Annotated in this window: 20 protein-coding genes; 3 read left to right on the plus strand and 17 right to left on the minus strand. The window is 69.0% G+C overall.

Annotated elements, in window-relative coordinates:
* The 4 genes from OO71_RS12030 to OO71_RS12045 all read right to left on the minus strand — a co-directional run bounded on the left by OO71_RS12030 (position 1) and on the right by OO71_RS12045 (position 4510).
* Positions 1-1839 carry an ABC transporter substrate-binding protein gene (locus tag OO71_RS12030; protein WP_033289789.1) on the minus strand — a complete coding sequence of 613 codons (1839 nt, stop codon included), beginning with the start codon at positions 1837-1839 and terminating at the stop codon, positions 1-3.
* 29 nt (positions 1840-1868) lie between these two features.
* Positions 1869-2780 carry an ABC transporter permease gene (locus OO71_RS12035; protein WP_051791470.1) on the minus strand — a complete coding sequence of 304 codons (912 nt, stop codon included), beginning with the start codon at positions 2778-2780 and terminating at the stop codon, positions 1869-1871.
* A gap of 19 nt (positions 2781-2799) precedes the next feature.
* Positions 2800-3753 carry an ABC transporter permease gene (locus OO71_RS12040; protein ID WP_033289791.1) on the minus strand — a complete coding sequence of 318 codons (954 nt, stop codon included), beginning with the start codon at positions 3751-3753 and terminating at the stop codon, positions 2800-2802.
* A 541-nt stretch (positions 3754-4294) separates the two neighbouring features.
* Positions 4295-4510 (minus strand): hypothetical protein, encoded by a 216-nt coding sequence (locus tag OO71_RS12045; protein WP_156096265.1) that lies wholly within the window; start codon positions 4508-4510, stop codon positions 4295-4297.
* A gap of 432 nt (positions 4511-4942) precedes the next feature.
* Between OO71_RS12045 and OO71_RS12050 the strand changes: the two genes are divergently transcribed.
* Positions 4943-6868 (plus strand): thiamine pyrophosphate-binding protein, encoded by a 1926-nt coding sequence (locus OO71_RS12050; protein WP_033289793.1) that lies wholly within the window; start codon positions 4943-4945, stop codon positions 6866-6868.
* A gap of 86 nt (positions 6869-6954) precedes the next feature.
* Complete coding sequence (locus tag OO71_RS12055; protein WP_033289794.1) at positions 6955-7581, plus strand: TetR/AcrR family transcriptional regulator; 627 nt, start codon at positions 6955-6957, stop codon at positions 7579-7581.
* A 31-nt stretch (positions 7582-7612) separates the two neighbouring features.
* On the opposite strand, the gene OO71_RS12060 is transcribed toward OO71_RS12055, so the two are convergent.
* The 5 genes from OO71_RS12060 to OO71_RS12080 are packed head-to-tail and all read right to left on the minus strand — an operon-like array spanning position 7613 to position 14006.
* Positions 7613-8053, minus strand: coding sequence for a YybH family protein (locus OO71_RS12060; protein WP_051791471.1), 441 nt, complete (start codon positions 8051-8053; stop codon positions 7613-7615).
* A gap of 37 nt (positions 8054-8090) precedes the next feature.
* A complete protein-coding gene (locus OO71_RS47295; protein WP_051791472.1) occupies positions 8091-9110 on the minus strand; it encodes an MBL fold metallo-hydrolase in 1020 nt (339 codons plus the stop codon).
* Positions 9107-10333 carry a metal-dependent hydrolase family protein gene (locus OO71_RS12070; protein WP_033289795.1) on the minus strand — a complete coding sequence of 409 codons (1227 nt, stop codon included), beginning with the start codon at positions 10331-10333 and terminating at the stop codon, positions 9107-9109. The genes OO71_RS47295 and OO71_RS12070 overlap by 4 nt, the downstream gene beginning before the upstream one ends.
* A gap of 2 nt (positions 10334-10335) precedes the next feature.
* Complete coding sequence (locus OO71_RS12075; RefSeq protein ID WP_033289796.1) at positions 10336-12015, minus strand: hydantoinase B/oxoprolinase family protein; 1680 nt, start codon at positions 12013-12015, stop codon at positions 10336-10338.
* The gene (locus OO71_RS12080) at positions 12012-14006 is read right to left on the minus strand and encodes a hydantoinase/oxoprolinase family protein (protein ID WP_033289896.1); all 1995 of its coding nucleotides are present in this window, start codon (positions 14004-14006) and stop codon (positions 12012-12014) included. Before OO71_RS12080 ends, OO71_RS12075 begins: the two co-directional genes overlap by 4 nt.
* 104 nt (positions 14007-14110) lie before the next feature.
* Between OO71_RS12080 and OO71_RS12085 the strand changes: the two genes are divergently transcribed.
* Positions 14111-15010, plus strand: a complete 900-nt coding sequence (locus OO71_RS12085) for a LysR family transcriptional regulator (RefSeq protein ID WP_033289797.1) — start codon at positions 14111-14113, stop codon at positions 15008-15010.
* A gap of 831 nt (positions 15011-15841) precedes the next feature.
* On the opposite strand, the gene OO71_RS12090 is transcribed toward OO71_RS12085, so the two are convergent.
* The 8 genes from OO71_RS12090 to OO71_RS12125 form a co-directional block, all read right to left on the minus strand.
* Positions 15842-16534, minus strand: a complete 693-nt coding sequence (locus tag OO71_RS12090) for a TetR/AcrR family transcriptional regulator (protein WP_033289798.1) — start codon at positions 16532-16534, stop codon at positions 15842-15844.
* Between the two features lie 73 nt (positions 16535-16607).
* Positions 16608-17474 (minus strand): VOC family protein, encoded by an 867-nt coding sequence (locus OO71_RS12095; protein WP_033289799.1) that lies wholly within the window; start codon positions 17472-17474, stop codon positions 16608-16610.
* A 15-nt stretch (positions 17475-17489) separates the two neighbouring features.
* Positions 17490-18041 (minus strand): NADPH-dependent FMN reductase, encoded by a 552-nt coding sequence (locus OO71_RS12100; RefSeq protein WP_033289800.1) that lies wholly within the window; start codon positions 18039-18041, stop codon positions 17490-17492.
* Positions 18038-18757 (minus strand): alpha/beta fold hydrolase, encoded by a 720-nt coding sequence (locus OO71_RS12105; RefSeq protein ID WP_051791473.1) that lies wholly within the window; start codon positions 18755-18757, stop codon positions 18038-18040. The genes OO71_RS12100 and OO71_RS12105 overlap by 4 nt, the downstream gene beginning before the upstream one ends.
* 30 nt (positions 18758-18787) lie before the next feature.
* The gene (locus OO71_RS12110; protein WP_156096266.1) at positions 18788-19993 is read right to left on the minus strand and encodes an amidohydrolase family protein; all 1206 of its coding nucleotides are present in this window, start codon (positions 19991-19993) and stop codon (positions 18788-18790) included.
* On the minus strand, positions 19993-21495 hold the full coding sequence (locus OO71_RS12115) for an MDR family MFS transporter (protein ID WP_033289898.1): 1503 nt from the start codon (positions 21493-21495) through the stop codon (positions 19993-19995). The genes OO71_RS12110 and OO71_RS12115 overlap by 1 nt, the downstream gene beginning before the upstream one ends.
* A gap of 813 nt (positions 21496-22308) precedes the next feature.
* A complete protein-coding gene (locus OO71_RS12120; RefSeq protein ID WP_033289802.1) occupies positions 22309-23178 on the minus strand; it encodes an MBL fold metallo-hydrolase in 870 nt (289 codons plus the stop codon).
* Between the two features lie 33 nt (positions 23179-23211).
* Positions 23212-24825 (minus strand): ABC transporter substrate-binding protein, encoded by a 1614-nt coding sequence (locus tag OO71_RS12125; RefSeq protein ID WP_033289803.1) that lies wholly within the window; start codon positions 24823-24825, stop codon positions 23212-23214.
* Positions 24826-24828: the final 3 nt, after the last annotated feature.

A 24828-nucleotide genomic window follows, 5' to 3' on the forward strand; every position in this document is an offset into this window, starting at 1 on the left:
TCACGAAACGAAGTACCAGTCTTCGGGGTAGATCCCGCCGCCGACACTCTGCGGAGCCACCCCGCGCAGATTGTTCGCGACGGCGGTCAGCTGCGACACCTGGTTCGGCTGCCAGACGACCGGCAATTGCTCGGCCACGTAGTCGGCATAGGTGTGCAGCACCGAAACGCCGCCCTCGCGAATCGTCTTTTCGATATTGGTGTCGGTGATCTTGTCCGAATAGCCGTTCTTGTTCCCGCCCGCGCCACTGAGGAACAGGTGCTCGCCCGTGGGATAGCCGAGGAAACCGTAGCCCGAGCCCCAGTTCAGCATTTGCCAGCTGCACGCGCTGTCGGCCGGTTTGCACGGAACCAGCGCGCCGAGTACCGCGCTGTGCGTGCCACCGGACAGGTTCAGCACGATCCCGGCCTTGGACTCGTCCGATTTCAACGCGGCCATCGCCTGGTCAAGCACTGAGGAGCCGCTGATGTAGTTCAGGTTGAATTCGAGCTTCTGCCCGGCCTGGATACCTTCACCGCATTGCCCCGGACCGGTTCCGGGCCGTGCGCAGAAGCTCGCCCCGTCGGTCTTCACCGTCCAGCCGTTCTGTTCCAGCAGCGCGGTGGCCTTTTCGACGGAGAACGGGTACGGATTCTGCTTTCCCTTGTCCGACATCAGATCACTCTTCGGCAGCGCCGGGACCGGCCCGGTGGTCGGATAACCGTACCCCTTCATCGGGCCGTCGATGATCGCCTGCTGGTTCACCAAGTGCTGGAAGGCCTGGCGGAAATACAGCTGCCGGAAGATCGGCCCGGCGACCGGATTGTTGAAGTTCCACTCGAAGAAATTGATCCGGTACTGGATCCACGGGACCATGTAGTAGTTCGCCGCCACCGGATTGGGCCCGGCCACCGTCGGATCCTTGGTGGGCGATGTGATGTTCTGCGCCGGAATGTACCCCACGTGCACGGCATTTCCGCCCGCGCGCAGCACGTTGTATTCCGCGCCGTCGGTGGTGAACGGGGCGTACTGGAGCTTCGCCAGTTTGGGCTTGTCCGGTCCGGAGTACGCCGTATTCGGCACCATGGCGATGTGCCCGTCGGCGTTGAACTCCGAGAGTTTCCACGGTCCGTTCACCACTGACCACAGTCGACTCTTCGCATAGCTGTCCACGTCTTTGGCCTGGCCGTAGAGATAGTCGTACACCGCCGGGCATTTCGCCACGTCATGGGCACAGTCACTCGGTCCGCTCGCGGTGCGGTCCCACGCGCGCGGCATGGGCGTGATGAGGGTCAGCTGGGTGGCGGTGAACCATTCCGGCGAATACTGGTGGTCGAGGGTCAACGTCATCGTGGTGGGGCTGTCGACCTTCACCGACGTGACATTGTCCGGAAGGGAACCGCGCGAGTATTGCGACCACTGTGCTTTCTTGGCCTTGATCATGTTCAGCCAGAACATCACGTCCGTGGTGGTGACCGCACTTCCGTCGGACCATTTGTACGGCTTGAGGGTGATCGTGACGGACTTCCCGTCCGGCGCATACTGCGGCGCGTTCGCGAGACCTTTCTTGTCGCTCACGGCGGGCGACTGGCCGTCGCCGAACACGTACAGCGGGCGGTACATGAGCTGCTGGAACTGCAGCAGGTTCAGGTTGCTGGAGTGGACCGGGTCGGCGAACGGCCAGATCCAGTCCGGCGCGCTCGACGCGGGCAGCGCGAACACCGCCGTGCCGCCGGGAGCCGGGGTACCGCCGGTCGGCACGCTGGAACCCGTCGGCGCACCGGCATTTCCACTGCACGCGGCCAGCACCAGGGACGCCGTCGCGGCGAGGGTGAGCACCCGGAACTTCTGTGTTCTCATTGTTCTTCCTCCACTTGCGGGATGCACCGTCATCGGCGCTGAAGACGGACTTCGAAGGCGTCCCGGAGGCTGTCGCCGATGAAGTTGAAAGCGACCACGGTCAGTACGATGGCGATACCCGGCGGGAAGATCAGCCACCAGTAACCGACCGCGGTGTATTCGATTCCGTGCGAGAGCATTCCGCCCCAGTCGGTGGCCGGCGGCGGAATGGACAAGCCGAGATACGCGAGCGAGGCAATGGTCAGAATGGCGTCGGCCACCTGGAAAGTCGCGCTCACCACGATGGTGCCCATCGCGTTCGGCAGAATGTGCCGGAGCACCGAACGCGTACCGGTGCCGCCCATCACGCGGACGGCCTGCACGTATTCGCGGACCCGCAGCGAAAGGGTTTCGCCGCGTACCAGCCGCGCGGTGCCGAGCCACGAAACCGCCGCGACCACGATGATGAGCACGACCTTGCCCGGCCGGAACACCGACGCGAGGAAAAGGAGCAGGAACAACGCGGGAATGGCGAGCATCCCGTCGACGATGCGCATCATCACCGCGTCGACGACCCCGCCGAAATACCCGGCGACGGCACCCCACAGGCTGCCGAGAATGGTGGCCAGCACGGCCGCCGCGAGCCCGACCTCGATCGACGTCTGCCCGGCCAGCATGAGGCGGCCGAGCTGGTCGTAGCCGACCTGGTCGGTGCCGAGCGGATGCCCGCCGCCCGGCGCGAGGTTGGCCGCCCCCAGGTCGGTGTGCACCTGGTCGGTGGAGTACAGGAGCGGGCCGAGGAAGCAGAACAGCACCAGGCCCAGCACGATCACGAGCCCGGTGAGGGCGAGTTTGTTCTGGGCGAACACTTCCCCGCCGCGCCGGAGGAGGCCGGGCTGCGCGGTGTGCATCTCGGCCGATCCGTCCGGTGTGGACGGTACGGGACTGCGTCGTCTGATCATCGTCGTCGTCCTTCGCCGGTCAGGCCCGCGTGTACCGCACGCGTGGATCGAGCAGTGCGTATGCGAGGTCCGCCAGCAGTGACCCGGTGACGGTGGCGATCCCGACGATCAGGCTGAAGCCCAGCAGCACCGGGTAGTCCTGGATCTGCGCCGACGTCCAGAAAAGCAGGCCCATTCCCGGATAGTTGAAGACGGATTCGGTGATGAGCGTGCCGGACAGGATGCCGGGAAGGCTGAGCCCGAGAATGGTCACGATCGGCGCGAATGCGTTGTGCAGCACGTGCCGGAAGAGGATCCGGCCTTCGCCCGCGCCTTTCGCCCGCGCCGTGCGGACGTAGTCCTCGACCAGATTGTCCATGATCGCCGAACGGGCATAGCGGCTGTAATGCGCGACGGACACGAGGGTGAGCGTCGCGATCGGCAGGAACAATCCGATCGGCTGGCTGAGAACGCCGAGCAGCGAACTCGCCTGCGGAGCTTGCGCGGGGAACCAGTGCAGTTCCACCGCGAAGCCGAGAATGAGGACCAGGCCGAGGAAAAAGGCCGGGGTGGAATAGAAGATGAAGGCAAGGCCGGTGAGGAGGTAGTCCGCGAACCGGTTCCGCCGCACCGCCTGGAAAACGCCGAGCGGCACCGCGATGAGCACCGCGAGCAGGGTGGCGACCCCGGTGAGCAGCACGGTTTTCGGCAACCGGTCGGCGAGCAGCGACGTGACGGACTGGTTGAGCTTGTACGAATATCCGAGATCGCCGTGCAGGAGCTGGCCGAGCCATTTCCCGTACTGCACGGGCAACGGCTGGTCGTACCCGTTGGCCTGCACGAACTGCGCGACCTGCTCCTCGCTGGCCTGCGGCCCGAGCATCGCCCGCGCCGGCCCGCCGGGCAGCACGTGCAGCAGGGCGAACACGATCATCGACACGAGCACGACGACCACGAACGCCTGCAGCACCCGCCGCACGAGATAACCCGTCACCGGCGCGCACCTCCCCGCGCCCCCAGGCCCCCGAATCGTGTTGGTTCCACGCGGTATCCGTTCTCTGAGCCCGAAGGTGCGTCCACTGTAGGTGGACAACGTTCAGCTCAGCTTAAACTGGCTACCCGGGCCAGGCAAGCCCGCGTTGCGGACCTTCTCGTTCTCGCCGACACGGCAGCGGCGGCGTCGGCTTTGGACGAGGAGACATCCGGGGGCAGATTCGGCCGCCCGACCCGGGGTGGAATCACGCGCACCTCCGGGCACGTGCTCAGGGCGCATGCCCGGCGGACCTCACCGGCGTCCGCATCGCCTCGAGGATTCAGCGCCGCTCGGGCACCAGCCGAACCGCCTACCCGGCAGCGCCGCCCACCCTTCAGCGGCGGTCGATCGTCCGCCGCGCCTTGCACACCTGCGGTTCGAACGTCCGCTCCGGAAGCAGCCGCACCCGGTCCGGATCATCAGCTTCGCCTTCAGCGCCGCGGCCAGGTCGGCCGCGCGGCGTCGGCGGTTCCCGGGTCGGCGGCCGTCTCGATCTCCACCGTCAGGTCGTCCGGATCGCCGGCCCGCTCGACCACGATCCGCCCGCGCTCAGGTGGCCCTGCACCACTGCGTCGACCGCACCCGGGTAGGCGTTCGCGCCGCGCGGGAACGTGCGCCCGCACGGGCATGGGTCCTCCGACAGCACCGCCAGGTCGCCCAGATTTGCCGAGATCGTCTCGCGGGCCGACGCCACGCTGCCACCCGGCTCGCCCGCCACGATCACCACCCGCAGGGCGCGCGCGACAAGCCCAGCCCGAGTTCGATGGCCCGCCTGCCGAGATGCAGCGCGTACGACGGCGTCGCCACCAACGCGTCGGCGCGCACCTTCAGCAGATGCTCCAGCTGCTGGTCCTGGACTCCGGCCGCCGACGGCCGGCTGGTCGGCCACCAGCATCTTGTTCGTGATCACCGGGACCTTCGCGGTGAAATCAGCCAGCGATGCCACCTCCCGCGGGCCGACAGTGTTCGACGGACCTCAGAACACACCCGCGCGGCCAGCTTGTCAAGACTAAAAGCGAACAAGTAGTCGCAACTACTGTCACACCGGCGAGAAGCCTGCTAGCGTCGGAACACGCCAGACTGCCGACAATCCGCGGCGGCTGCTCAGCACAAAGCGACCAATAGTTCGCGAAACTTTCGGGAGAACCGCATGACCACGCTCCATCCCCCGTCGCCCGCCGCCCGGCATCCGCACCGCACCGGTGCGCGCGAGGTGGCGCAGGCGCTCGTCGAGAACGGGGTCACGGACCTGTTCGGCATCCACGGGTACATCAACCCGGTGATCGAGGAGGCGGTCCGCCTCGGCGCACAGATGTGGCACTTCCGGCACGAGCAGGCCGCCGGGTTCGCCGCCGAGGCGTACGGCCGCATCGCGCGCAAACCGGGCGTCTTCTTCGTGTCGGCGTCCGCGGGGATGGCGAACGCACTCTCGTCGCTGTCGCAGGGGATCGGCACCCGGAGCCCGATGGTGCTGCTCGTGGGCCAGCACGGCACGGCAGGCGACCACCTCGGAATCCTCCAGGAAGGCTATGCCGCCGAGGCGTTCCGCACGGTCGCCAAGTGGACCCACCGGCTCACCGACTGGGAGCTCAACTCCTACTGGGTACACAAGGCTCTCGTGGACGCGACCACGTACCCGGCGGGCCCGGTCGTCCTCGAGATCCCGCTGAACAACCAGTGGGCACAGGGCGAAGCGGTGCAACGCAAGTACGTCCCGGGCACCGGGACCCTGCGCGAGGTACCCCGGACGCAGGCCGACCCGGCCCGGATCGCCCGTGCCGTCGACGTACTGGCGGCGGCCGAGCGGCCGCTGGTGATCGCGGGTGACGGCGTGTACTGGTCCGGCGGCGACGCCGTGCTGGCCGAGCTTTCCGCGTACCTTGCCGCCCCCACCGGGGCCCGGCGCACCGCCCGCGGCATCCTCAGCGAGAAGGACCCGCTCGCCTTCTCGTCCGGTTACCGCGGGCCGCTGCTGCGAGAGGCCGACGTCGTGCTGCTGGCCGGGCTGCGCGCGGGCGAGCTCGAATCGTGGTTCGAAGCACCGGACTGGCCCTCGCCCGCCACCACGCGCTACCTGCAGGTCCAGGACAGCGCCGACGAGCTGTGGTGGGGCCTCGACGCCGAGGAGACCCTGCTCGGCAGCAGCGGTCTCGTGCTCCGCCAGCTCCTGGACGGCCTCAAGGCCAAGCGCGGCACCGACGAACCCGTGGCGCGCCCGGAATGGCTGGCCCGGCTGGACTCCGCGCGCACCGGGTTCCGCGCGAAGCGGCGCGACCAGCTCGCCCGGGTGAGCGGCCGTACGCCGATCCACACCGCCGAACTCGCCCAGGCGATCGCCGACGAGGCCGACGAAGACGCCACCATCATCTACGACTCCTACCAGGGTTCGCTGTACCTCACCGACGCGATCGAGGCGATCCGGCCCGCCCAGGTACTCGACGCGGGTCCGCGGGTCGCGCTCGGGCAGGGTGTCGGCATGGCTTTCGGCGCCGGAATCGCCCGTCCCGGAACGCAGATCATCAGCCTGATCGGCGACGGCGGCATCGGGCTGGCCGGAATGGACATCGAAACGCTCGCCCGGTACCGGGTCCCGGCGGTGCTCGTGGTGCTGAACAACAGTTCCTGGGGCGGGAACTCGCTGATGCGCGAGGATCTCCAGCCGGACATCGGCTCGTGGGACATGACCCCGGGACTGCGCTACGACCAGGTTTTCGCGCCGTTCGGCTGTCACGTCGAACACGTCGAAACGGCCGCGGAACTGCGGCCGGCACTGCGCCGCGCGCTCGATTCCGGCAAAGTCGCGGTGGTCGACGTGGTCGCCGATTCGGAAAGCGTCGAAGCGTCCCTCCCCTGGCTCCGGCTGAAAATCGGCGAATTCCATTCCCGTGGTCTCGACGACCTTCCGGAAAGTGTCCGCAAGCACTTCCGGGTGCTGTCGAAGATCGAGGCGTTGCGGCTGCACAAATCCGCACTCGACAACGGGACGCGGATGGAGCTGGCGTTCGTCGCGGCACTGTGCGGGCACGACGAGGAGGACCTGGCGAAGCTGGCCGAAGCCACCGGATACCGGTACTGATCCGGCCGGGTTGCCGTCCCGGGAAGCGCGCCGGTGCTAAGCTCCGCACCGGCGTTTTCCCGATCCCGAAGCGAGTGCGAGACCCCATGTGCGCGAAACCACGGCGACGGTCGCGGAAGTCCGTCGAACGGCTGGACGTGATCGTCCAGGCGGCGTCCCGCGAGATCACCGAGCACGGCTACGACAACCTGTCGGTGTCGAGCATCGCGAGCGCGGCCGGGCTGAGCGTGGGCGGGATCTACCGCTACATCACCACGAAAGCGGACCTGCTCGTGATGGTCTGCAAGAACATCTACGACGGTGTGCGCGAGGAACTCGGCGAAATCGCCGCGGGCGGCGGTCCGGTCGAGGAACGGCTGGCCGCGGCGATTGATTTCTATCTGCGGGAATGCGAAGCGAAACGGTCCCAGGTCGCGATGGTGTATCGCGAATACCGCCGCCTTCCGGAGGACGCGCAGCGCTTTTTCATGCAACGCGAGCAATCCATCGCGGACGTTTTCGCCGACCTCGTCCGGGCGGGCGTGAAGGACGGCACTTTCCGCTCGGTGGACGCGACTGTGCTGTCGTTCGACATCGTACTGCTCGGGCATTTGCCGTCGTTCAAGAACTGGGCACTCCGCGGGGTCGTCACGAGCGAGGAACTGCGCCGGGAGCAGATCGCCCTGATCCTGAGCCGGGTGCTGTATCCGGGCGAGGTGCTGCCCTCCTCGTGAGCAGGACTGCTGCTCACGAGGAGGGGCGGGGTCAGCTCGCGGTCCCGGAGAACAGCTCGGCGATCCGCTCCGCGGGCATGCGTTCGGCGTTGGTGTCGGCGTGCCGGTGGATCATCTTCCACGTCCCGTCCGTGCGCCGGAAGAGATGGGTCACGCGGACGTGGAACTCGGTCGGCGCGGCCGCGCCCGTCCCGGTCACCCGTCCGTGTTCCACCCCGACCGCGTAGCCGAGGTCGCCGCTGTGCCCGGACCTGAGGTTCTCGTACCTCAGCGTGCCTTCGCTGAACCGCGCCAGCGCCAGCGCCGCCCGGTCGTGGATCTCCGATGGCTGCTGCAGTGCGCCGCCGAACCCGCCGAACAGGGTGAAGTCGTCCGCCAGTCCCGATTCCTCGGCCAGCTTGCCGACGCTGCCGCCCAAATCCATCGTCCGGCTCTCGAACCGCCGCATCATGGCTGCGAACTCTTCGCTCATCAGGTTCCTCTCTCTTCGTCGGGGTGCTCCCCGACCGTCAGGGCAGGCCCAGCCGGCGGCGCAGCCCGGTGGTGTCGACGGGGGCCAGCCCCCCGCCGGTGAGCTGCCAGCCGTCCAGGTACCGCTGCGGTACGTGCAGGCTCGCGCCCGCGCGCGCCGCGGTGTCCTCGATCGCCGGGCTGGAGAACTCGCTGTCCGGGCCGATTCCGTCGTGGAACGGTGCGAAAATCGAGTCGAAGTGGTGCGGAATGAAGACCCGCGGCCGCAGCAACGGCATCGCCCCGGCCACCGACTCCTCGGCGTCCGGCAAGCCCATCCCCGGCCCGATCCACAGGTCGACACGCTCGATCCCGGCGTCGGCCATCGCGTCCCGCAGGTTGTCGAACGGACGGCCGTGATCGACCCCGTCGACGACGACCGGCCGCTGCGGATCGCCGACCGCGCTCGCGTCGATGACGAACCAGGTGAGCCGCGTTTCGCCGGTGTGCCAGGAAAACAGGTAGCCACGGGACCCGCCGCCGTTGGGGAAAGCGTCGAGGGCACCGGCGTACAGGCCGCCGGTTTCCGGGTCCGGCACCGGTACCGCGGCGAGCTCCCGCGGTTCGCTGATCTCCGGGGCGACGTCCGCCAGCCCGTGATCCCACCGCACGACCCACACCTCGAGACCGTCGGCCAGCACGAGGTGTTCGCCACCGGAGACCTCGGTGCACTGCCCGGCCGGGATGCCCTGTGCCAGTGCCTGGTACTTCGTCGACCGCGACCCGACCACCCGCGCGCCGGTCAGCTCCGCCACGGCGGCGACGTCGAAAGTGTGGTCGAAATGGCTGTGCCCGGTGAACACGTAGCCGATCCCGCGCTCGCCGGATACGGCCGCGACGACGTCGGCGACGGTTTCCTTGTCCGGCACGCGCGGCGCCCGAGCGTGGTCGAACTCGATCGGGCCGCCGTAGAACTCCTCCTGCGGGATCCGGGAGAAGTAGGCGTTGTACAGGATCTGCGTGTCCCCGGCTTCGAAGAGCCAGTTCGCCACCCCGAGCCAGGTCAGCCGTAGCGTCATCGGCGCACATCCTTCGCGACGGTACCCCGTTGCAGCACCAGTACGACGTCGTCCGGGCGGTTGAACAGCTCCGGGTCGTCCAGCGGATTTCCGGCGAACGCGGTGAGGTCTGCGTGCTTTCCCGGTTCGATCGTGCCGGTTTCCCCGGCGATGCCGAGGATTCCGGCATTGTCACGGGTCGCCGATACCAGCGCGGTCATCGGATCCTCCACTGCGGACCGCAGGACGAGCTCCAGGCCGCGCCGATCCTGCGCGGCCCCGACGATGTCCGAACCCGACCCGACGCGGACCCCCGCCGCCCGCGCGATCCGCACGGCTTCCTTCGCGCCGTCCACGACGGTCTGCGCCCGTTCCACCGTCGCTGCGGGCAATCCGGCCTCCGCGAGACTGCTGGCGGCGAGCAGGTGCAGGATCGTCAAGGTGGGTACGAGTGCGACGTCGCGTTCCGCCATCAGCGCCGCAGTCTCCTCGTCGAGCAGCGACCCGTGCTCGACGCAGCGGACCCCGGCCGCGACGGCGTTGCGGATGCCCGCGGTGTTGTGCGCGTGCACCGTGACGTACGTGCCGCGCGCCGCTGCCTCCTGCACCGCCACCGCGATCTCCTCGACGGTGAGCTGGGTGTCGCTGATCTGGTCGTGCTCGGAGATCACCCCGCCGCCGACGCACAGCTTGATCTGCGTCGCACCGCGCCGGAACGCCTCGCGGACGTTGCGCCGCACCGCATCCGGGCCGTCGGACAGCAGCGATCCCGACCGCAGCCCCGGCACTTCGGTCGACGCGTAGTCCTCCGCGGGTACCCAGGCCGAGCCGAAATGCCCGTGGCCGCCGGTCTGGCAGATCGCCGGACCGCTCGGCAGGATCCGCGGGCCGCGGACCTTCCCGGACGCGACCGCGCGGGTGAGCCCGGCATCCGCCCCGCCGGTGTCGCGCACGGTGGTGAACCCGGCGTCGACAGCCCGGCCGCAGACAGCGAAAATGTCCGCCGCCGCCTCGGCGATCGACTGGCCACCGCTGAGGTACGTGCTGTAGTCCGTCGCCGCGGTGACATGCGCGTGCGCGTCGATCAGGCCGGGGGTGATCGTCAGGCCAGCGCAATCCAGCACCTCCGCACCCGACGGCGGACTGCCCCCGAGACCCGTGATCACCCCGTCCTCGATCCGGATCGCGGTCCCGGCCGGGTCATGGCCCGTACCGTCCAGGACCGTGGCGTTCACCAGCCACATGGTCAGCGCTCCTCTCGCTCGTCGAACACCTGCGGGTAATCGCGGCGCGCCGCCTCGGGCGTCACGTACCCCTCGCGCAGATCCCGGTGGACCGCGGCCCGATCACGTTCGGCGGCAGGCCCGAACCCGCCGCCGCCCCCGCTTGCGGCCTCGATCACCGTTCCCGGCGGCACCGGCAGGCCGCTGGCCTTCCCGACGCTCTGCTCGGTTCCGTCGGGCAGTCGCAGCCGTACCGAATTCGCCCGTGCCGGGGCCCCGCCGTGCAGGCCCCAGGGCCGGGTTCTGGTGCGCTCGGCCATGATCACGAGGAACTGCGGGTCCTTCGTCCGGTAGACGCCGTCGACGCCGAGGCCGCCGCGATACCGGCCCGCGCCGCCCGAGTCCGGCGCGAGGCCCAGCCGCTCCACCAGCAGGTGGCCGCCGAGTTCCTGGCTCTCCACCGACGGCGGCCGGAAACCCGAGCTGGGCATGAAGATCAACGGGGTCGTCATGTCCCCGCGCGCGCTCGCGCCCATGCCGATACCGTGCGGCGCGGCGTTCGTCCACAGTGCACCCCGCGCGTCGAACCCCCACATGGAGACGCCGCACATGTCGCCGCCGCTGGCAGCGGGTACCGCGTCCGGCACGGCGTCGGCCAGTGCGCGGTGGACCAGGTCCATCGCGACCGGCCACGACCAGTGGTAAAGGAAAATCGGCGCGGGCGGCAGCGGGTCGAGGACCGAACCTGGCCGCGTCCGTACCGTGATGGGGCGGAAACAGCCGTCGTTCACCGCGCCGCGCACCCCGGCGAGGGTGAGCACGGCGAGCCGCATCCCGCCTTCGGTCGAGGCCCGCGGCGAGTTCACCGGGCCGCGTTGCTGGTCGGCGCAGTCGGTGAGGTCGATGCAGATGTCGCTGCCGCGCACTTCCACGGTCACCGAGATCGGCACCGGATCCGTTTCGACGCCGTTGTCGTCCATCGCGCCGCTCGCCCGGTAGGTCCCGTCCGGAATCGTGGCGAGGAAGTCGCGGACCTGCTGTTCCCCGCGGCCGAAGAGGCTGTCCACCGCTGCGGTGAACCGGTCCCGGCCGTACCGGCGCAGCAGCCTCCCGACCTCGCGCAGCCCGACGTTCGCGCTGCCGATCTGCGCGGCCAGGTCACCCGCGAACGCCTGCGGCAGGCGTGAATTGGCCAGGACGGTGCGGTAGATGTCCTCGTTGCGCTCGCCCGCCGAGTACAGCCGGACGCCGGGGAAGATCACGCCTTCCTGGAAGATGTCGGTGGAATCGGTGCAGTACGGCTCTTTGGCGCCGATGTCGGCCTGGTGCGCCTTGATCACCGCGTACCCGATGAGCTCACCCTCGAAGAATCCCGGCACCAGCACGACCGCATCGGGTGCGTGCGAGCCGATGTCGTAGCCGTAGGTGGAGAAGAGGACGTCGCCCTCGCGAAGGGTTTCCGCCCCGCCGGCGCGCTCGACCATCGCGGCGGCCGCGAAACCCAGGGTGCCGAGGAAACCGGGCATGGACTTGGCCTGTGCCAGCAAGCGGATGTCGCGGTCGTAGAGGGCCGCGCCGAAGTCGAGCACGTCGTAGATCGCGGCCGAGAAAGCGGTGCGGACCAGGGTCTGGCGCATCTGGTCGGCGGCCGCTTCCAGGCCGTAGTGGATGATCTCGGTGGTGACCGGGTCGGCGGCGCTCATCGGGTGCCCCCTTCCGTGGTGATCAGCATGGCCGCGTGCGGGCCGATCCGGACGTGCCGTCCGGCGTCGACGTACGTCGTGGTGGTCGGTTCGAGGACGATCACGGGGCCGGGGACGGGTTCCGCGGTGAGCGTCGCGCGGTCCCGGACGGCGAACTCCGTGCGGTGCCCGAGCGCGAACGAATACGCCTCGCAGTGGCGCAGCTTTGCGGCCGGGTCGTTTCTCCGCGCGGCGGTTCCCAGTGCGGGCAAACCCTCCCGGACGGTGGCCCGTACCGCGACGATTTCCACCGGCCCGTCGAAGGTGTGGCCGAAGGCTTTCTCGTAGTGCTTCTCGAAAACCTTCACCACGGCGTCGTCGTCCCAGGGGACGGCCAGGCTGTGGAACTGGCCCGAGTACCGCATTTCGAGGATGAACTCGGATGTCGTGGCTGCTGGTGCCGGTGCCTCGATTTCCCCGATCAGGTCGACTGCCAGCGCGTGCGCGGCGGCGATCCCGGCGGCGTCGGCAGGCCGGACCAAGGTCGCCGACCGGGACCGGGTGACCTCCTGGCTCAGCAGGCCAAAGGCGGAGAAGTTCCCGGCGTGCTCGGGAACCACGATGGTCGCGATGTCGAGTTCCCCGGCGATCACCGACGCCAGCATCGGACCCGCCCCGCCGTACGCGATCAGCGCCGCGTCACGCGGGTCCTCGCCCTGTTCGATCGTCACCGTGCGGACGGCGCCAGCCATCGCCGCGGCGGCAATGCGGATGATGCCGGCGGCGACGTCGTCGCGGTTGGTGGTGCCGAGTTCCCCGGCGAGCCGGTCGAGCGCCCGTTCCGCGGCGGGGAGGTCGAGCTGCAGCCCACCGGCCAGTTCGCCGAAGGCGAGCATCCCGAGGACCGCAGCCGCGTCGGTGGTCGTCGGGCGATCGCCGCCGCGTCCGTAGCAGACCGGCCCGGGGACCGCGCCCGCGCTCTCCGGCCCGACCCGCAGCCGGTCGCCTTCGGCGACCGCGAGCGAACCGCCGCCGGAGCCGATCGACCGCACGTCGACCCACGGGGTCTGCAACGGCAGGTCCCCGACGACGCCCTGGTACGCGACGAGCGGACGGCCGTCCTGCAGCAGGGCGGTGTCGAAGCTGGTACCCCCGACGTCCGCGGTGATTGCCCGGTCCAGGCCCAGCGCACGGGCCAGTTTCCCGGCGCCGACCGCGCCCGCGACCGGCCCCGACATCACCGTCTCGAACGGCCGCTCCTGCGCCTCGGCGAACGGCAGCGACCCGCCACCGGACCGGGTGATCAGGCTCTGCCCGGCGAACCCGGCCGCGCGCAGGCCCTCGTCGAGGCGGTGGAGATAGGTCGACACGGCGGGCCGGACGTAGGCGTCGACGACGCTGGTGGACGTCCGCTCGAACTCGTTCATCTCGCGCGAAACCCGGTGCGACAACGTGATTGCGCCCGCGAAACCCGCTTCGCGGAGGATCCGCTCGGCTTCGAGCTCGTGCCGTGGTTCAACGTGCGCGTGGAGGAAACACACCGCGATGGACTCGACGCCCTCGGATTGGAATTCCTTCAGCGCGGCCCGGACGTCGGCGGCGGCAAGCGGTGCCAGCTCCGCGCCGTCCGCGCCGATCCGGCCGGCGACCTCGGCGCGCAACCGCCGCGGGACGAGCACCGGCTGGGGCTGGTAGAAGATGTCGTAGGGCTCGTCACGGGTGCTGCGGCGCAGTTCGAGGACGTCGCGGAACCCGGCGGTCGCCAGCAGGCCGACGCGCGCGCCGGTGCGTTCGAGCAGCGAGTTGAGCCCGACCGTGGTGCCGTGCAGAAAATACTCCGCCCGGCCGAGCGTCTCCGGCGCCACTGCCTCACTGACCACCGCGAGCACACCGGCGTCGGGCCGGGCCGGGTCGCTGGGCCCTTTCGCGACGTGGGTCGTGCCGGTTTCGTCGTCGTAGAAGACGAGGTCGGTGAACGTGCCCCCGACGTCAACCCCGATCCGAGTCGCCATGCCGTCCTCCTTGTCGGCCCGCACCTCGGCGGGTATCCCGAAGGTTGCCGGGAGCCGAGCAAACGAGCTAGGCTCTCTTTCCTCACAGATCCCCAGGAAATCCCGTGGTGTCACTTCATCAGTTCCGCTGCTTCCTCGCCGCCTTCGAATGCGGGTCTTTCACCGCTGCGGCGGCAAAACTCGGCTACGCGCCGCCCACGCTGGCCGAGCACATCCACGTACTCGAACGGTCCCTGCACACCCCGCTGTTCGAGCGCCGCGGCCGGGGAGTCGTGCCCACCCCGGCGGCGGAAGTGCTCCGCCCGCACGCGGAACGCACCCTCGCCGCGGCGGCGGAAGCCACGCGCGCGGTCGGCACGGTCACGTCACTGGAGGCGGGCACCGTGCGATTCGGGATGCTCGCGCCGTCGATCATCGACGCCGACGTGATCGCGGAAATCCTCGACCAGCACCCAGGGCTGCGCGTGGAACTCGTCGGGCGCAGCTCGGTGGAGGTACTGGACGCCGTCCGGCACGGGCAGCTGGAGGCCGCACTGGTGACCCTGCCGGTAGCCGAGGACGACGAGTTCACCGTGAACCCGATCGCGCGCATCGAGCACGTGTACATCAGCAGCGACCCCGCCCGCCTGACCACACCAATCACAGCCCGGCGGCTGGCCGCTGCCCGGTTGGTACTGCCACTCACCCACTGGCGCGCAGAAGACGGCTACCGCCTGCGACTGGCCGAACGCGTCCAACGCCTCGGCGCGGCCCTGGACATCCGGGTGGAGGTGGAGGACATCGAGACCGCAGTGGCCCTGGTCCGGCGCGGCTATGCGGATTCGGTGGTACCCGCGGTGCTGCTCCCGCATCTGGCACCGGACCTCGGGTCGGTGGCGCTGAAGCCGCGCTTCTTCGAGACGGTGGCAGTGGTGCATTGGAAGGGGGCACGGTTGTCCCCGGGGAGCAAGCTGGCGGTGGAGTTGATCACAAAACGAATCCGGGAACTGCATGGGCGCCGGTGAGTTGGCGTTTGGGTCTTGTGTGGGCTATTCGGGTGTGGGCTATTCGGGCGTGGAATGCTTTGGTGTGGCATGCTTGGTCTGGAATGCTCAGCTGCGGGCTTGTTCGGCTGCGGAATATTCGACGGGGTTTGCTCAGCCACGGAACGCCCGCCGAGGATTGCTCAGCGGCGGAATGCTCAACTGTGGACTACTCGGTTACGGGATGCCCGGCGAAGAACGCCCAGCGGTGGAATAGTCGACCACGGACTACTCGGTCACGGAACACCCACCAAAGAACACCCAGCACCGAAATACTCAACTGTGGACCACTCAGTTACGGAATGCCCGGCGAGGAACACCCAGCGGTGGAATACTCAACCACAGACCACTCAGTTACAGAACACCCACCAAAGAACACCCAGCACCGAAATACTCAACTGTGGACTACTCGGTTACGGAATGCCCGGCGAAGAACACCCAGCGGTGGAATAGTCGACCGCGCACTACTCGGCTACGGAATATTCGGCAAGGTTTGCCCGGCTGCGGAATGTTCGGTGGCAGCTCGGCTTTCCGCAGCGGTTCCGCGCGCGACCGCTGCTCCATCCACCTTCCCGCAACGGCTCTGCGACGGATACAGAACCTCGGGCTGCTTTCCGCGCCGCTCTCGGCGACAGCCTCGCTTCCAGCGGCAGTTCCGCAGTCCGCAACAGCTCCGCGTTCCGCGGCGGTTCAGCAACTCACCGGCCCCGGTCCCAGCCCCCGGCAACGACTCCGGCGGCAGATCCAAAGCAGCCCCACGCCCCCGCCCGGAACCGGATCGGAACCGGAATCGGAACAACCGCGCCCCAGGCCTCAGAGGTCCTCGGGATCCCGCGTAGCCAACGCGCCATTCAGCAACGCGTCAAAAGCCCACTGCGCACGCCCCGCCGCGGAACCCGCCACCAATGTGCGGCCCAGGCGCGCGATCGTCGGGTACTCCCCCGCGGAGATGGCGTCGATTTCCTCGATCAGGGTTTCGTGCTGGCGGTGGGCGTTCGGCATTGTCGCGCGGGTGCCGTTTTCCACAGCCGACGCGGTGGCCATCAGGAACAGCTGGTCCATCGCCAGCGCGGCGCCGTAGTCCGACAGGCCGCCCTCGACCAGGAGGCCGAGGGCGGCGTCGACGACGCGCAGGTAATGCGGCCCGCTCAGTCGCGTGACCAGGGCGACCCGCGCCAGGCTCGGTTGCTCGAACAGCACGGCGCGGTACGAGTCCATCAGCGCGCGGAGCCGTTCGCGCCAGTCGGCGGGGCCTTCGGCGGCGGCGAGGTCGACCTCGCCGAGGAAATCGTCCAGGACTGCGGCGTGGAGTTCTTCGATGTCGCTGACGTAGACGTACAACGACGCCGCGCCGGTGTCGAGTTCCTGCGCCAGGCGGCGCATGGTGAGCTTGTCCAGGCCCGCGGTCCGGGTGATCCCGACCGCCGCGGTCACGATCCCCTCGCGCGACAGCGCCGGTTTCGCCGGTCGTTCCCGCCGGCTGACCGGGGCTTTCCTGGGGCTCATGACCTCACTCCGTCGGCTCGTCTCCGGCACCGTGCCCAGGTGCCTCCGCTGCAAGTTACCTCAGCGGACCCGATCAGTGCGAAGCCGTGAACCGCAGCGCGTTGCCGGACGGGTCGTGGACGGTCAGCACGTCCCCCGCCGGCTCGGACGGCCAGTCGGCAACCTGCAGGCGCTGGGCGAGTGCCTCGACGTCCTCCGCCGAGGGCAGCACGAGGTTGACGCCGAGCAGGCGCGCGCTGTCGTCCGGCGCGGGTGCGCTGTCCTCGGTCGCGAACCGGTTGGTGAGCACGATCATGCTGCGGAAATCACCCGGGCCGACGCCGAGGAACGTCCTGCCCATCCGCGCGCCGACCTCGAAGCCGAGCAGTTCGCAGTAGAACGGTTCGGTTTCCGCCAGCTCCGCGTCGGTCACCTTGAGCTGGACGTGCCCGAGCTCGGTGCCCGCCGCGAGCCCGTCGAACGGCTGCCCTGCCTCGGGGCTGTCGGTGAGATCGGCCAGTTCCAGCGGGTCGGCAATGAGCGCGGGCAGCCCGTCCGCCCACGGCCACTCCGCACGCGGCCGCGGCGCGGTGATCTCGACCGTGTGCCCGTCCGGATCCACGACATAGCAGGATTCCGACACCTCGTGGTCGATCAGCTTGCCCTCACCGGGCAGCCCGAGGTAATGCCGGACGAACCGCGCCAGATCCGACCGCTCCGGCACCTGCGGCGCCACATGGCTCAACCCGGCGCTCGACTCGGGCGCCGGCCGCGCCCCGGGTACCTCGTGCAGCACGACGAGCGTCCGGCCGGAAATGCCGAACCTCGCTTGGTTCCCGTCCCGGCCGATCAGGTCGAAACCGAGGGATCCGGTGTAGTATTCCTCACTTCGAACGAGGTCGCCGACGGTCATTTCCACCGAGCCGAGAACGATCTTTTCACTGATCCGGAAGTCATTCATTTTCTACCACCTTTGCTATTTTCCGTCTGCCAGCGCGCGGCTCCAGGACACGAGCTGAGCCAGGGTTTCCTGTAATTGCGCTTCCTGCTGCGCACCCGGTTTCCCGTGCTCGTCGAGATCGGTGAACAGCCGGATCGGCGTTGTGGCCGACACCGTCGCGACGCGCAGCGCAGCCAGCACTTGACGGAGCTGTTCGACCGCGCGGATACCGCCGTCGACGCCGTAGCTCACGAAACCCGCGGCCTTTCCGGACCATTCGTCGAAAAGCTGGTCGATCCCGTTCTTCAGCGCGGCCGGGATGCCGTGGTTGTATTCCGCGGTGACGAAGAGGTAGCCGTCGTGCGGGGAAATTGCGTCGGCCCAGCGTTGTACCGCGGGCGGCATTACGGCACGGCGCATCGGCGGCATCGGGTCGTCGTAAAGCGGAAGGTCGTATTCGGCGAGGTCGACGACGGTGAATTCGGCGTCGTCGCGGGAATTCGCGATCCGGTGGGCCCAGGCGGCGATGTCCGCGCCTTTGCGGCCGGTGCGGGTAGTGCCGATCACGAGGGCGATGCGGGGATTCACGGGGTCTCCGGGGAGTTGCCGGCGAGCAGCCGGTCGAGGATGGCGAAGGACTCGGCGGGGTGGTCGCGCAGCGGCAGGTGGCCGCCGCCGGGGATGAGGTGGAACGAGGCGTCCGGGATCGCGGCCGCGTAAGCGCGGCCGAACTCCGGGGTGACCACGGAATCGTGCTCGCCCCAGAGGAAATGGACCGGAATCCGCACCCGGCCGAGGCTGCGCAGGAGCAGTGGGTCGGACATTTCCCCGCCGGTGTAGGCGCGGAGTGCGGCGGCCGATGCGGGCGGCGGACCGCCACCGGGCGGCCCGCCACCGGGCGGCCCGGCCGGAGGCCGCAAGCGGTGGCCGGGAATCCGTGGCCCGACCGCGTCGGCCAGCACCAGCCGGGAAATCCGCTGTCCCCGGTCGCGGACTGCCAGCTCGGCCGCGACCCAGCCGCCGAACGAGGCGCCCACGACGGTGACGCCGGCCAGGTCGAGGTCGTCGAGGAGGTCTCGGTACAGGTCGGCCAGCGCGTTCACGCCGGTGAACCACTCGGGCCGGGCGGTGCCCTCCCAGCCGGGGTGGACCGGGATCACGACGCGGTACCGCGCGGCGTAATGCTCGGCCACCGGCGCGACGCTGGCCGGACCGGCCATCCCGTGCAGGACGAGCAGCGGCGGGCCGGTTCCGGTGTCGGTCAGCTGAACGCTGAGCTCGGGGTGTGGGGTGAAAGTGGCCATCTCGGCGAAAACCGTTCTGTAGTAGGAAAATCAGGCGGCATGACGAGTTCCGCGCCGCCAGATCGCCGTGACCGAAAGGCTGTCGGAAATCGTCGTGAAGGGGTCGCCGTCCATGAGCAGGAGGTCAGCGCGCAGGCCGGGGGCGATGCGCCCGCGGTCGGTGAGGCCGAAACACCGCGCGGGCGTGGCGGTCGCGGCGGTGAAAGCGGCCGACGGGCTCAGCCCGGCTTCCGTGAGCAACGCGAGTTCGTGGTGCACGCTCGCCCCGTGCGCAACCCCGCCGTGGGACGGCACCGGAATCGACGCGTCGGTACCCGCCAGCAGGTCGACCCCGGCGGCGTGCAGCGCGGCCACGCTGTCGAGGACGTGCTGGAAAACGCCCTGCGGGTAGGCGTTGAACGACCCGCGGAGGGTGTCGAGCCACGGCTCCGAGAGCCTGCTCGCGACGCGCGGATCGTCGGCCAGCGCGGCAGCGTGGTACCCCATCAGCGAGGCGCTGACCACCAGGCACGGCGCGACGAACACGCCGGCCTCGACCAGCGCCGACACGATCCGCTCGTCCGCACGCTGGTCCACGAAAAGGTGCGCGAGGCCGTCGACTCCGGCATCGATGGCCTGCCGCGTCGCTTCGAGGGTGATCGCGTGGGCGATGACCTTCTTGCCGAGCCGGTGGGCTTCGTCGACGCCGGCTTTCACCGCGGCGGGGTCGATCAGCGGGAGGCCGGGGTGCCCCATGACAGTGCCTTCTTCGATCATCACCTTGAGGTAGTCGGCGCCCTGCTCGACGAAGGTGTTGACGTGCGCGACGGCGTCGTCCGGGGTGGTCACGTGCGGCATCGTCCAGCCGCCCTCGCCGGGGCCGTGCTCGCCGAGGTCGTGCATGAGCTCGCTCGGGTGGCCGCCGTCGGACATCAGGGCCAGCAGCGAGGATCGGACGTCGGCGAGCGAATCGTCATCGTCGATTTCCTTGCGCTGCTGCCTGGTCCAGTAGCCCTGCATTTCCAGTTCGGTGGTGACGCCGAACTTGAGCGCGTCGCGCAGGCCGTCGATCGAGGTGTGCACGTGCGCGTCGATCAGGCCGGGCACGAGGGTCGCGCCGTTCGCGTCGAAGACCTCCTCGCCGGCCGCCGGGGTTTCGCCCACGGCGGCGATGCGCTGATGTTCGAGGGTGACCGTGCGGGCGTCGAGGAACTTCTCGCCGTCGAAGACACGGGCGTTGACGATGTGCCTTTTCATCATTTCTCCACAGGGGTTTCGGCGGGGGTGGCCCCGCGCAACGGGACTTCCTCCACGAAAATGGCGGCAAGCAGCGCGGCGAGCGCCAGACAGCCGCCGGTGAGGAAGATCAGGTGGGTCGCGTGGGCCACCGAGGGCACGTCCTCGCCGCCGGACACGCTGGCGGTGAACAGGGACGCGAAAATCGCGATCCCGAGCGACCCGCCGAGGTTGCGGAAGAGGTTCGTGGCGGCCGAGGCCGCCCCGATGTCACGCAGCTGCACGGCGTTCTGGGCGATCGTGTTCGCCATCTGCAGGCAGAATCCGGTCCCGGCGCCGACCACGGCCATCCAGATCGCGGTGACCGGGCGCGAGGTCGTCGTGTCCATTGTGGACAGCAGGAGCATCCCACCGGCGAGACAGGCGGCGCCGACGACGGGGAACACCTTGTAACGGCCGGTCGCGGACATGACCTTGCCCGCGATATTCGAGGTGACCAGCGACGCGACGAGCATCGGGAGCAGCAGCAACCCCGAGTTGACCGCCGACGCGCCCTGCACCACCTGCTGGTACAGCGGCAGGTACAGGGTGGCGCCGAAACTCGCGACCCCGGCCACGACGAGGAGTACCGCGGACAGCGGGAAGTTGCGGTGGCCGGTGTAGATCCGCAGTGGCATGAGAGGTTCGGCGGCACGGCGCTGGACCACGATGAACCCGGCGAGGAGCGCGACCGCGAGCACTCCGAGCCCGACGATCTGCCACGAGCCCCACGCGTAGGTGCTGCCCGCCCAGGTCGCGGCCATCACGAAAGCCGAGATGGCGCCGGTGAGCAGGACGATGCCGGTCCAGTCGATCGAGGCCCGGCCGGCGCGCTTCACCGGCGGGATCTTCAGCAGCACCGCACACCACGCGATGCAGACGAGCCCGACCGGCACGTTGAGGTAGAACGCCCACCGCCACCCGAGATGACCGGTGACCAGCCCGCCGACGAGCGGCCCGCCGAGCTGCCCGGCCGCCGTCACCGCGGCGACCATGCCCTGGTAACGCCCCCGTTCCCGCGGCGGGACGAGCACCCCGATGAGCGCGAAGGCCCCGGCCCCGAGCCCGCCCGCGCCGAGCCCCTGAACGACCCGGAACGCGATGAGCGCCCCCATCGACGTCGCCATCCCGCACGCCACGGACGCGATCAGGAACAGGACGATCGAGAGAAGGAAAACGCGCTTGCGGTCGAAGAGATCGCCGAGCTTGCCCCAGAGCGGAGTGGAGCAGGCGGTGGCGAGCGTGTACCCGGTGACGACCCAGGACATGGAGTCGAGACCACCGAGCTCACGCACTACGGAGGGCATGGCGGTACCGACGATGAGCGCGTCGAGCAGGGCGAGCAGGAGAGCGAGCAGGACGCCGAAGAGAACCCAGCGGACGTTGCGGGGGACGGGTTGTCCCGGGCCGGTTTCTTCGGGCGCTCCCGCGTCGCCTGCCGATCCGCTGGCTGATTCGCTGGCCGATCCGGACACAGCCGACATGCCGATCACCCACTCCCCTGTCCGCCTTGCTGCCGGGTGGCACTTATGGGGTCAGCATAACGAACATGTTCGTGACGAACCAGTTCGGGATGGGTGGCAGGTTCCGCCGGGGGTGGAAGGGGAGGCGGTGACGGGCGGGGATGGGGAGGTCAGAGGGGGTTTGGGAGTGGCCCGGAATCTTGGAGAGGGGGTTGGAGTGGCCTGCTGTCGGAACGTCGGGGAGCGGCCGGGGGGTCGGGGAGGTCCGGGGGGCGCGAGGTTGGGAGGTCGAGGAGCGGCCGGGGGGAGGTCGAGAGGTCGAGGAGCGGCCGGGGGGCGGTTGGACGGTTGGGAAGTCGGGAAGTCGGGAAGACGGGAAGACGGGAAGACGGGAAGACGGGAAGACGGGAGAACGGAGGTTGGAAGTCGGGTGGTTAGGAGGTTGGGAGGTACTGCGCTTCGGGGCGGACCGGGGCCGGGGTGCGACCGGCGCCGCCAACCAGGACTGGGAACGCCCGGGACGGCCGGGGGCCCGGGCAGGAGGGTCGGCCCGGGCGGGAATGCCGTTCATCGCCGGATCCCGCTCGGCGCAAAGCTGCGCTGCTCCGGGCTCGGACCGTTCGTAAGTGGCGTTCGCACGGCGTTACCCGGGCAGATTCCGCACGGTGGGGCAGGCTCGGGTCGGCGCGGCACAAGTCGGCTCGGATCGGATCGGGCACGGCGAGACGTCCGGCATCGGCAAGGGCGGGACCGTCTCCGGTCCCAGGAAACCGAACCGGCGCATCCCGCCGGACCGAGCGCGGCCGGAAGCGCCGCAGCCCGGCAAAGCCCCCGCTACACCTCGAGCACCATCAAATCCTCCGCGAACACCAGCTCTCCCCCGAAGTTTTCCTTTACCTGGACCGCGATCCGGGCCCTCGTGGGTTCGTCGCCGTCGTCCAGCAGGTGGTGGTTCAGGATCAGCCGGTGGGCACCCGCGGCGGCGGCGGTGCGGCCTACGGTCAGTGCGTCCGAGTGGACGTGCGTTGCCGGGCGGGACGGGTCGGCGATCACGGCGCCCTCGTGGATCAGTGCGTCCACCCCCGTGGCTACCGAAGCCACCTCGTCCGACGGGGCGGTGTCGCCGGAGAAGGCGACGCTTCGGCCGTCCGACTCGATTCGGTACGACAAAGATCCCAGGATCGGCTCGCAGTGGTGGGCACCCGCCACCGTGAGGTGGCAGTCGGCGATCTCCACGGTCTCGCCGGGGGCCAGGTCGCGGGTGATCGGCCGCGGGAACGGGCCCGGGCCGTCCGGCAGGATGCTGCGGTACCCGAATTCCAGGCGCGACTCGATGTCGTGGCGGGCCAGGCCGTCCGGGCCGAAGAGGCGGTCCAGCAGCTCCTCGGTGCCGGACGGGCCGAAAATCGTCAGTGGCGCGGGCAGCGGAATCCCCTCCCCGGCGCGGTACAGGCTTTCCTCCCACCGGCCCATCACCAGGGTCCACAGATCACTGACATGGTCCCAATGGTGGTGGGTCAGCAGCACCGCATCGAGCGCGCTCAGCAGGTTTCCCGATTCGTGGAACCGTTTCGCCACGCCCGGCCCGCAGTCGACCAGCAGGTTCGCCGACGGCGACGACACCAGGGTGCCACTGCCCGCCCGCCCGGCGTCGAGGCTGCGCAGCGGCACGGAGGTGCCCAGAACGGTGAGACGCACTGCCATTCGATCTCCTTCGAGAAAAGTGTCCGCAAGCCGTCAGGCCGCGGTCATCGAGCCCAGCCAGTTCTGCAGGTTGAAAAGCGGGTTGAATCCCGCGTACGCCAATTTCTTGCTCAACGCCATCGGCGTACCGAGCGAATACACCGGGAAATACGGCACGTCCTCGGCGACGATCGACAGGATTCTCGCCAGCATTTCCCGCCGCCCGGCATTGTCCGCGGTGGAATTCTGCCTGCGCAGCAGGTCGTCGACCTCCGGGTTCCGGTAGTTCGCCAGGTTCAGGCCGTTCTTGACCGCATTGCCGCTCGCGAGGATCTGCGTGATCACGTCGGACGGGTCCATGAAACTCGGGTTCGGGCCCTTCACGTTCATCCCGAGATCCTTGTGCGCCAGCTGCGCCGCAGCCCACGCCGTGGTGTCCTGCTCCCGTACCCGCAGCTCGATCCCGATCGTCTTCAGTGCGCTCGCCAGGCTCACCAGCGACTGCCCCAGATCCGGTGCGATATCGGGGAAACTGATGTCCGCGGTGAACCCCTGCGGGTGCGCCGACTGTGCGAGCTCGGCCTTCGCCTTCGCCAGGTCGTACGGGTAGTCCCGCAACCCCGCGTAGATCCGCTGCACCTCGTCCGGCGAGGCGATGCTCGACCACGACGCCGGGGTGGGGATCGCCCGCGCCGCCTCGCCGTGCCCGGCCAGGTAGGCCTTGACGTACCCCGCCCGGTCGGTGGCGTGCGCGATCGCCCGGCGCACGTGCACGTCGTTCCACGGCGGAGCCTCGACGTTGAAGCACCAGTAGAACGTGGTGACCGCCGGACCGTAGGTGGTGGCCGCCGTGGGCAGGGTGTCGAACGCCCGGTACTGCCCCGGGCGGAAATTGAACACCCCGTCGATGGACCCGGCCTGCATGGCCAGATAAATGGTCTGCGGGTTGGTGATCCAATCGAATTTCGCCCGCTTCACCGTGGGCGCAGCGCTTTTCTTCCAATAATGGTCGTTCACCTCCACCGTAGCGCTGTTCCCGACGAACTTCGTCACCCGATAGGGGCCCGTTCCCAGCACGGAAACCGAGTTGCCGGGAGCGCCGTACTTCGCGCCGAGCTGCTCCGCGTACTTCCGCGGCATGATGAAGACGAACGTCGGCACGTATCGGAACAGCTCGTCCGGCTGCGAGAGCGTCACCGTGACCTGGTCCGCGCCGGTGGCCTCGATCTTCGCCACGTTCTCGAAGAACGTCGCGATCTGCGACGCCACCTTCGGATCCCGGTGCCGTTGCAGGGAAAACACCACGTCGTCGGCCGTCATCGGGGATCCGTCGGCGAATTTCACGTCGGTGCGCAGATGATAGACGAAATGGTGGTCGTCCGGCTGTTCCCAGGACGCCGCGAGCTGCGGCTGCAGCTTCGTCTCGCTGTCCACCGTAACCAGGGTTTCCTGGCACAGCGCAAGCACTTCCAGGCAGCTGAGCGTGTACGACACCGCGACGTCGAGCGCCTGCGGGGCCGACCCGGTGAGCGCCCAGCTGACCTGGTCCACCGCTGCCTTCCCGCCCGAAGCCGCGCCGCAGGCCTCCAGCAGCCCGGACAGCGACAACACCGCGGCTCCCGCGCCGAACGTCTTCAGCAAAGACCGGCGGGAGACGGATTTTTCCATGGT

Source organism: Amycolatopsis jejuensis (genome assembly GCF_000717335.1).
Lineage (GTDB): Bacteria > Actinomycetota > Actinomycetes > Mycobacteriales > Pseudonocardiaceae > Amycolatopsis > Amycolatopsis jejuensis.

What these genes read in the sequence shown, in the direction of transcription:
- OO71_RS12095 (WP_033289799.1), bottom strand. Translation starts at nt 17,474, where the DNA reads ATGAATGACTTCCGGATCAGTGAAAAGATCGTTCTCGGCTCGGTGGAA.
- OO71_RS12070 (WP_033289795.1), bottom strand. Translation starts at nt 10,333, where the DNA reads ATGTGGCTGGTGAACGCCACGGTCCTGGACGGTACGGGCCATGACCCG.
- OO71_RS47295 (WP_051791472.1), bottom strand. Translation starts at nt 9,110, where the DNA reads ATGACGCTACGGCTGACCTGGCTCGGGGTGGCGAACTGGCTCTTCGAA.
- OO71_RS12090 (WP_033289798.1), bottom strand. Translation starts at nt 16,534, where the DNA reads ATGAGCCCCAGGAAAGCCCCGGTCAGCCGGCGGGAACGACCGGCGAAA.
- OO71_RS12115 (WP_033289898.1), bottom strand. Translation starts at nt 21,495, where the DNA reads ATGTCGGCTGTGTCCGGATCGGCCAGCGAATCAGCCAGCGGATCGGCA.
- OO71_RS12060 (WP_051791471.1), bottom strand. Translation starts at nt 8,053, where the DNA reads ATGAGCGAAGAGTTCGCAGCCATGATGCGGCGGTTCGAGAGCCGGACG.
- OO71_RS12105 (WP_051791473.1), bottom strand. Translation starts at nt 18,757, where the DNA reads ATGGCCACTTTCACCCCACACCCCGAGCTCAGCGTTCAGCTGACCGAC.
- OO71_RS12030 (WP_033289789.1), bottom strand. Translation starts at nt 1,839, where the DNA reads ATGAGAACACAGAAGTTCCGGGTGCTCACCCTCGCCGCGACGGCGTCC.
- OO71_RS12120 (WP_033289802.1), bottom strand. Translation starts at nt 23,178, where the DNA reads ATGGCAGTGCGTCTCACCGTTCTGGGCACCTCCGTGCCGCTGCGCAGC.
- OO71_RS12110 (WP_156096266.1), bottom strand. Translation starts at nt 19,993, where the DNA reads ATGAAAAGGCACATCGTCAACGCCCGTGTCTTCGACGGCGAGAAGTTC.
- OO71_RS12080 (WP_033289896.1), bottom strand. Translation starts at nt 14,006, where the DNA reads ATGGCGACTCGGATCGGGGTTGACGTCGGGGGCACGTTCACCGACCTC.
- OO71_RS12035 (WP_051791470.1), bottom strand. Translation starts at nt 2,780, where the DNA reads ATGATCAGACGACGCAGTCCCGTACCGTCCACACCGGACGGATCGGCC.
- OO71_RS12055 (WP_033289794.1), top strand. Translation starts at nt 6,955, where the DNA reads ATGTGCGCGAAACCACGGCGACGGTCGCGGAAGTCCGTCGAACGGCTG.
- OO71_RS12075 (WP_033289796.1), bottom strand. Translation starts at nt 12,015, where the DNA reads ATGAGCGCCGCCGACCCGGTCACCACCGAGATCATCCACTACGGCCTG.
- OO71_RS12050 (WP_033289793.1), top strand. Translation starts at nt 4,943, where the DNA reads ATGACCACGCTCCATCCCCCGTCGCCCGCCGCCCGGCATCCGCACCGC.
- OO71_RS12125 (WP_033289803.1), bottom strand. Translation starts at nt 24,825, where the DNA reads ATGGAAAAATCCGTCTCCCGCCGGTCTTTGCTGAAGACGTTCGGCGCG.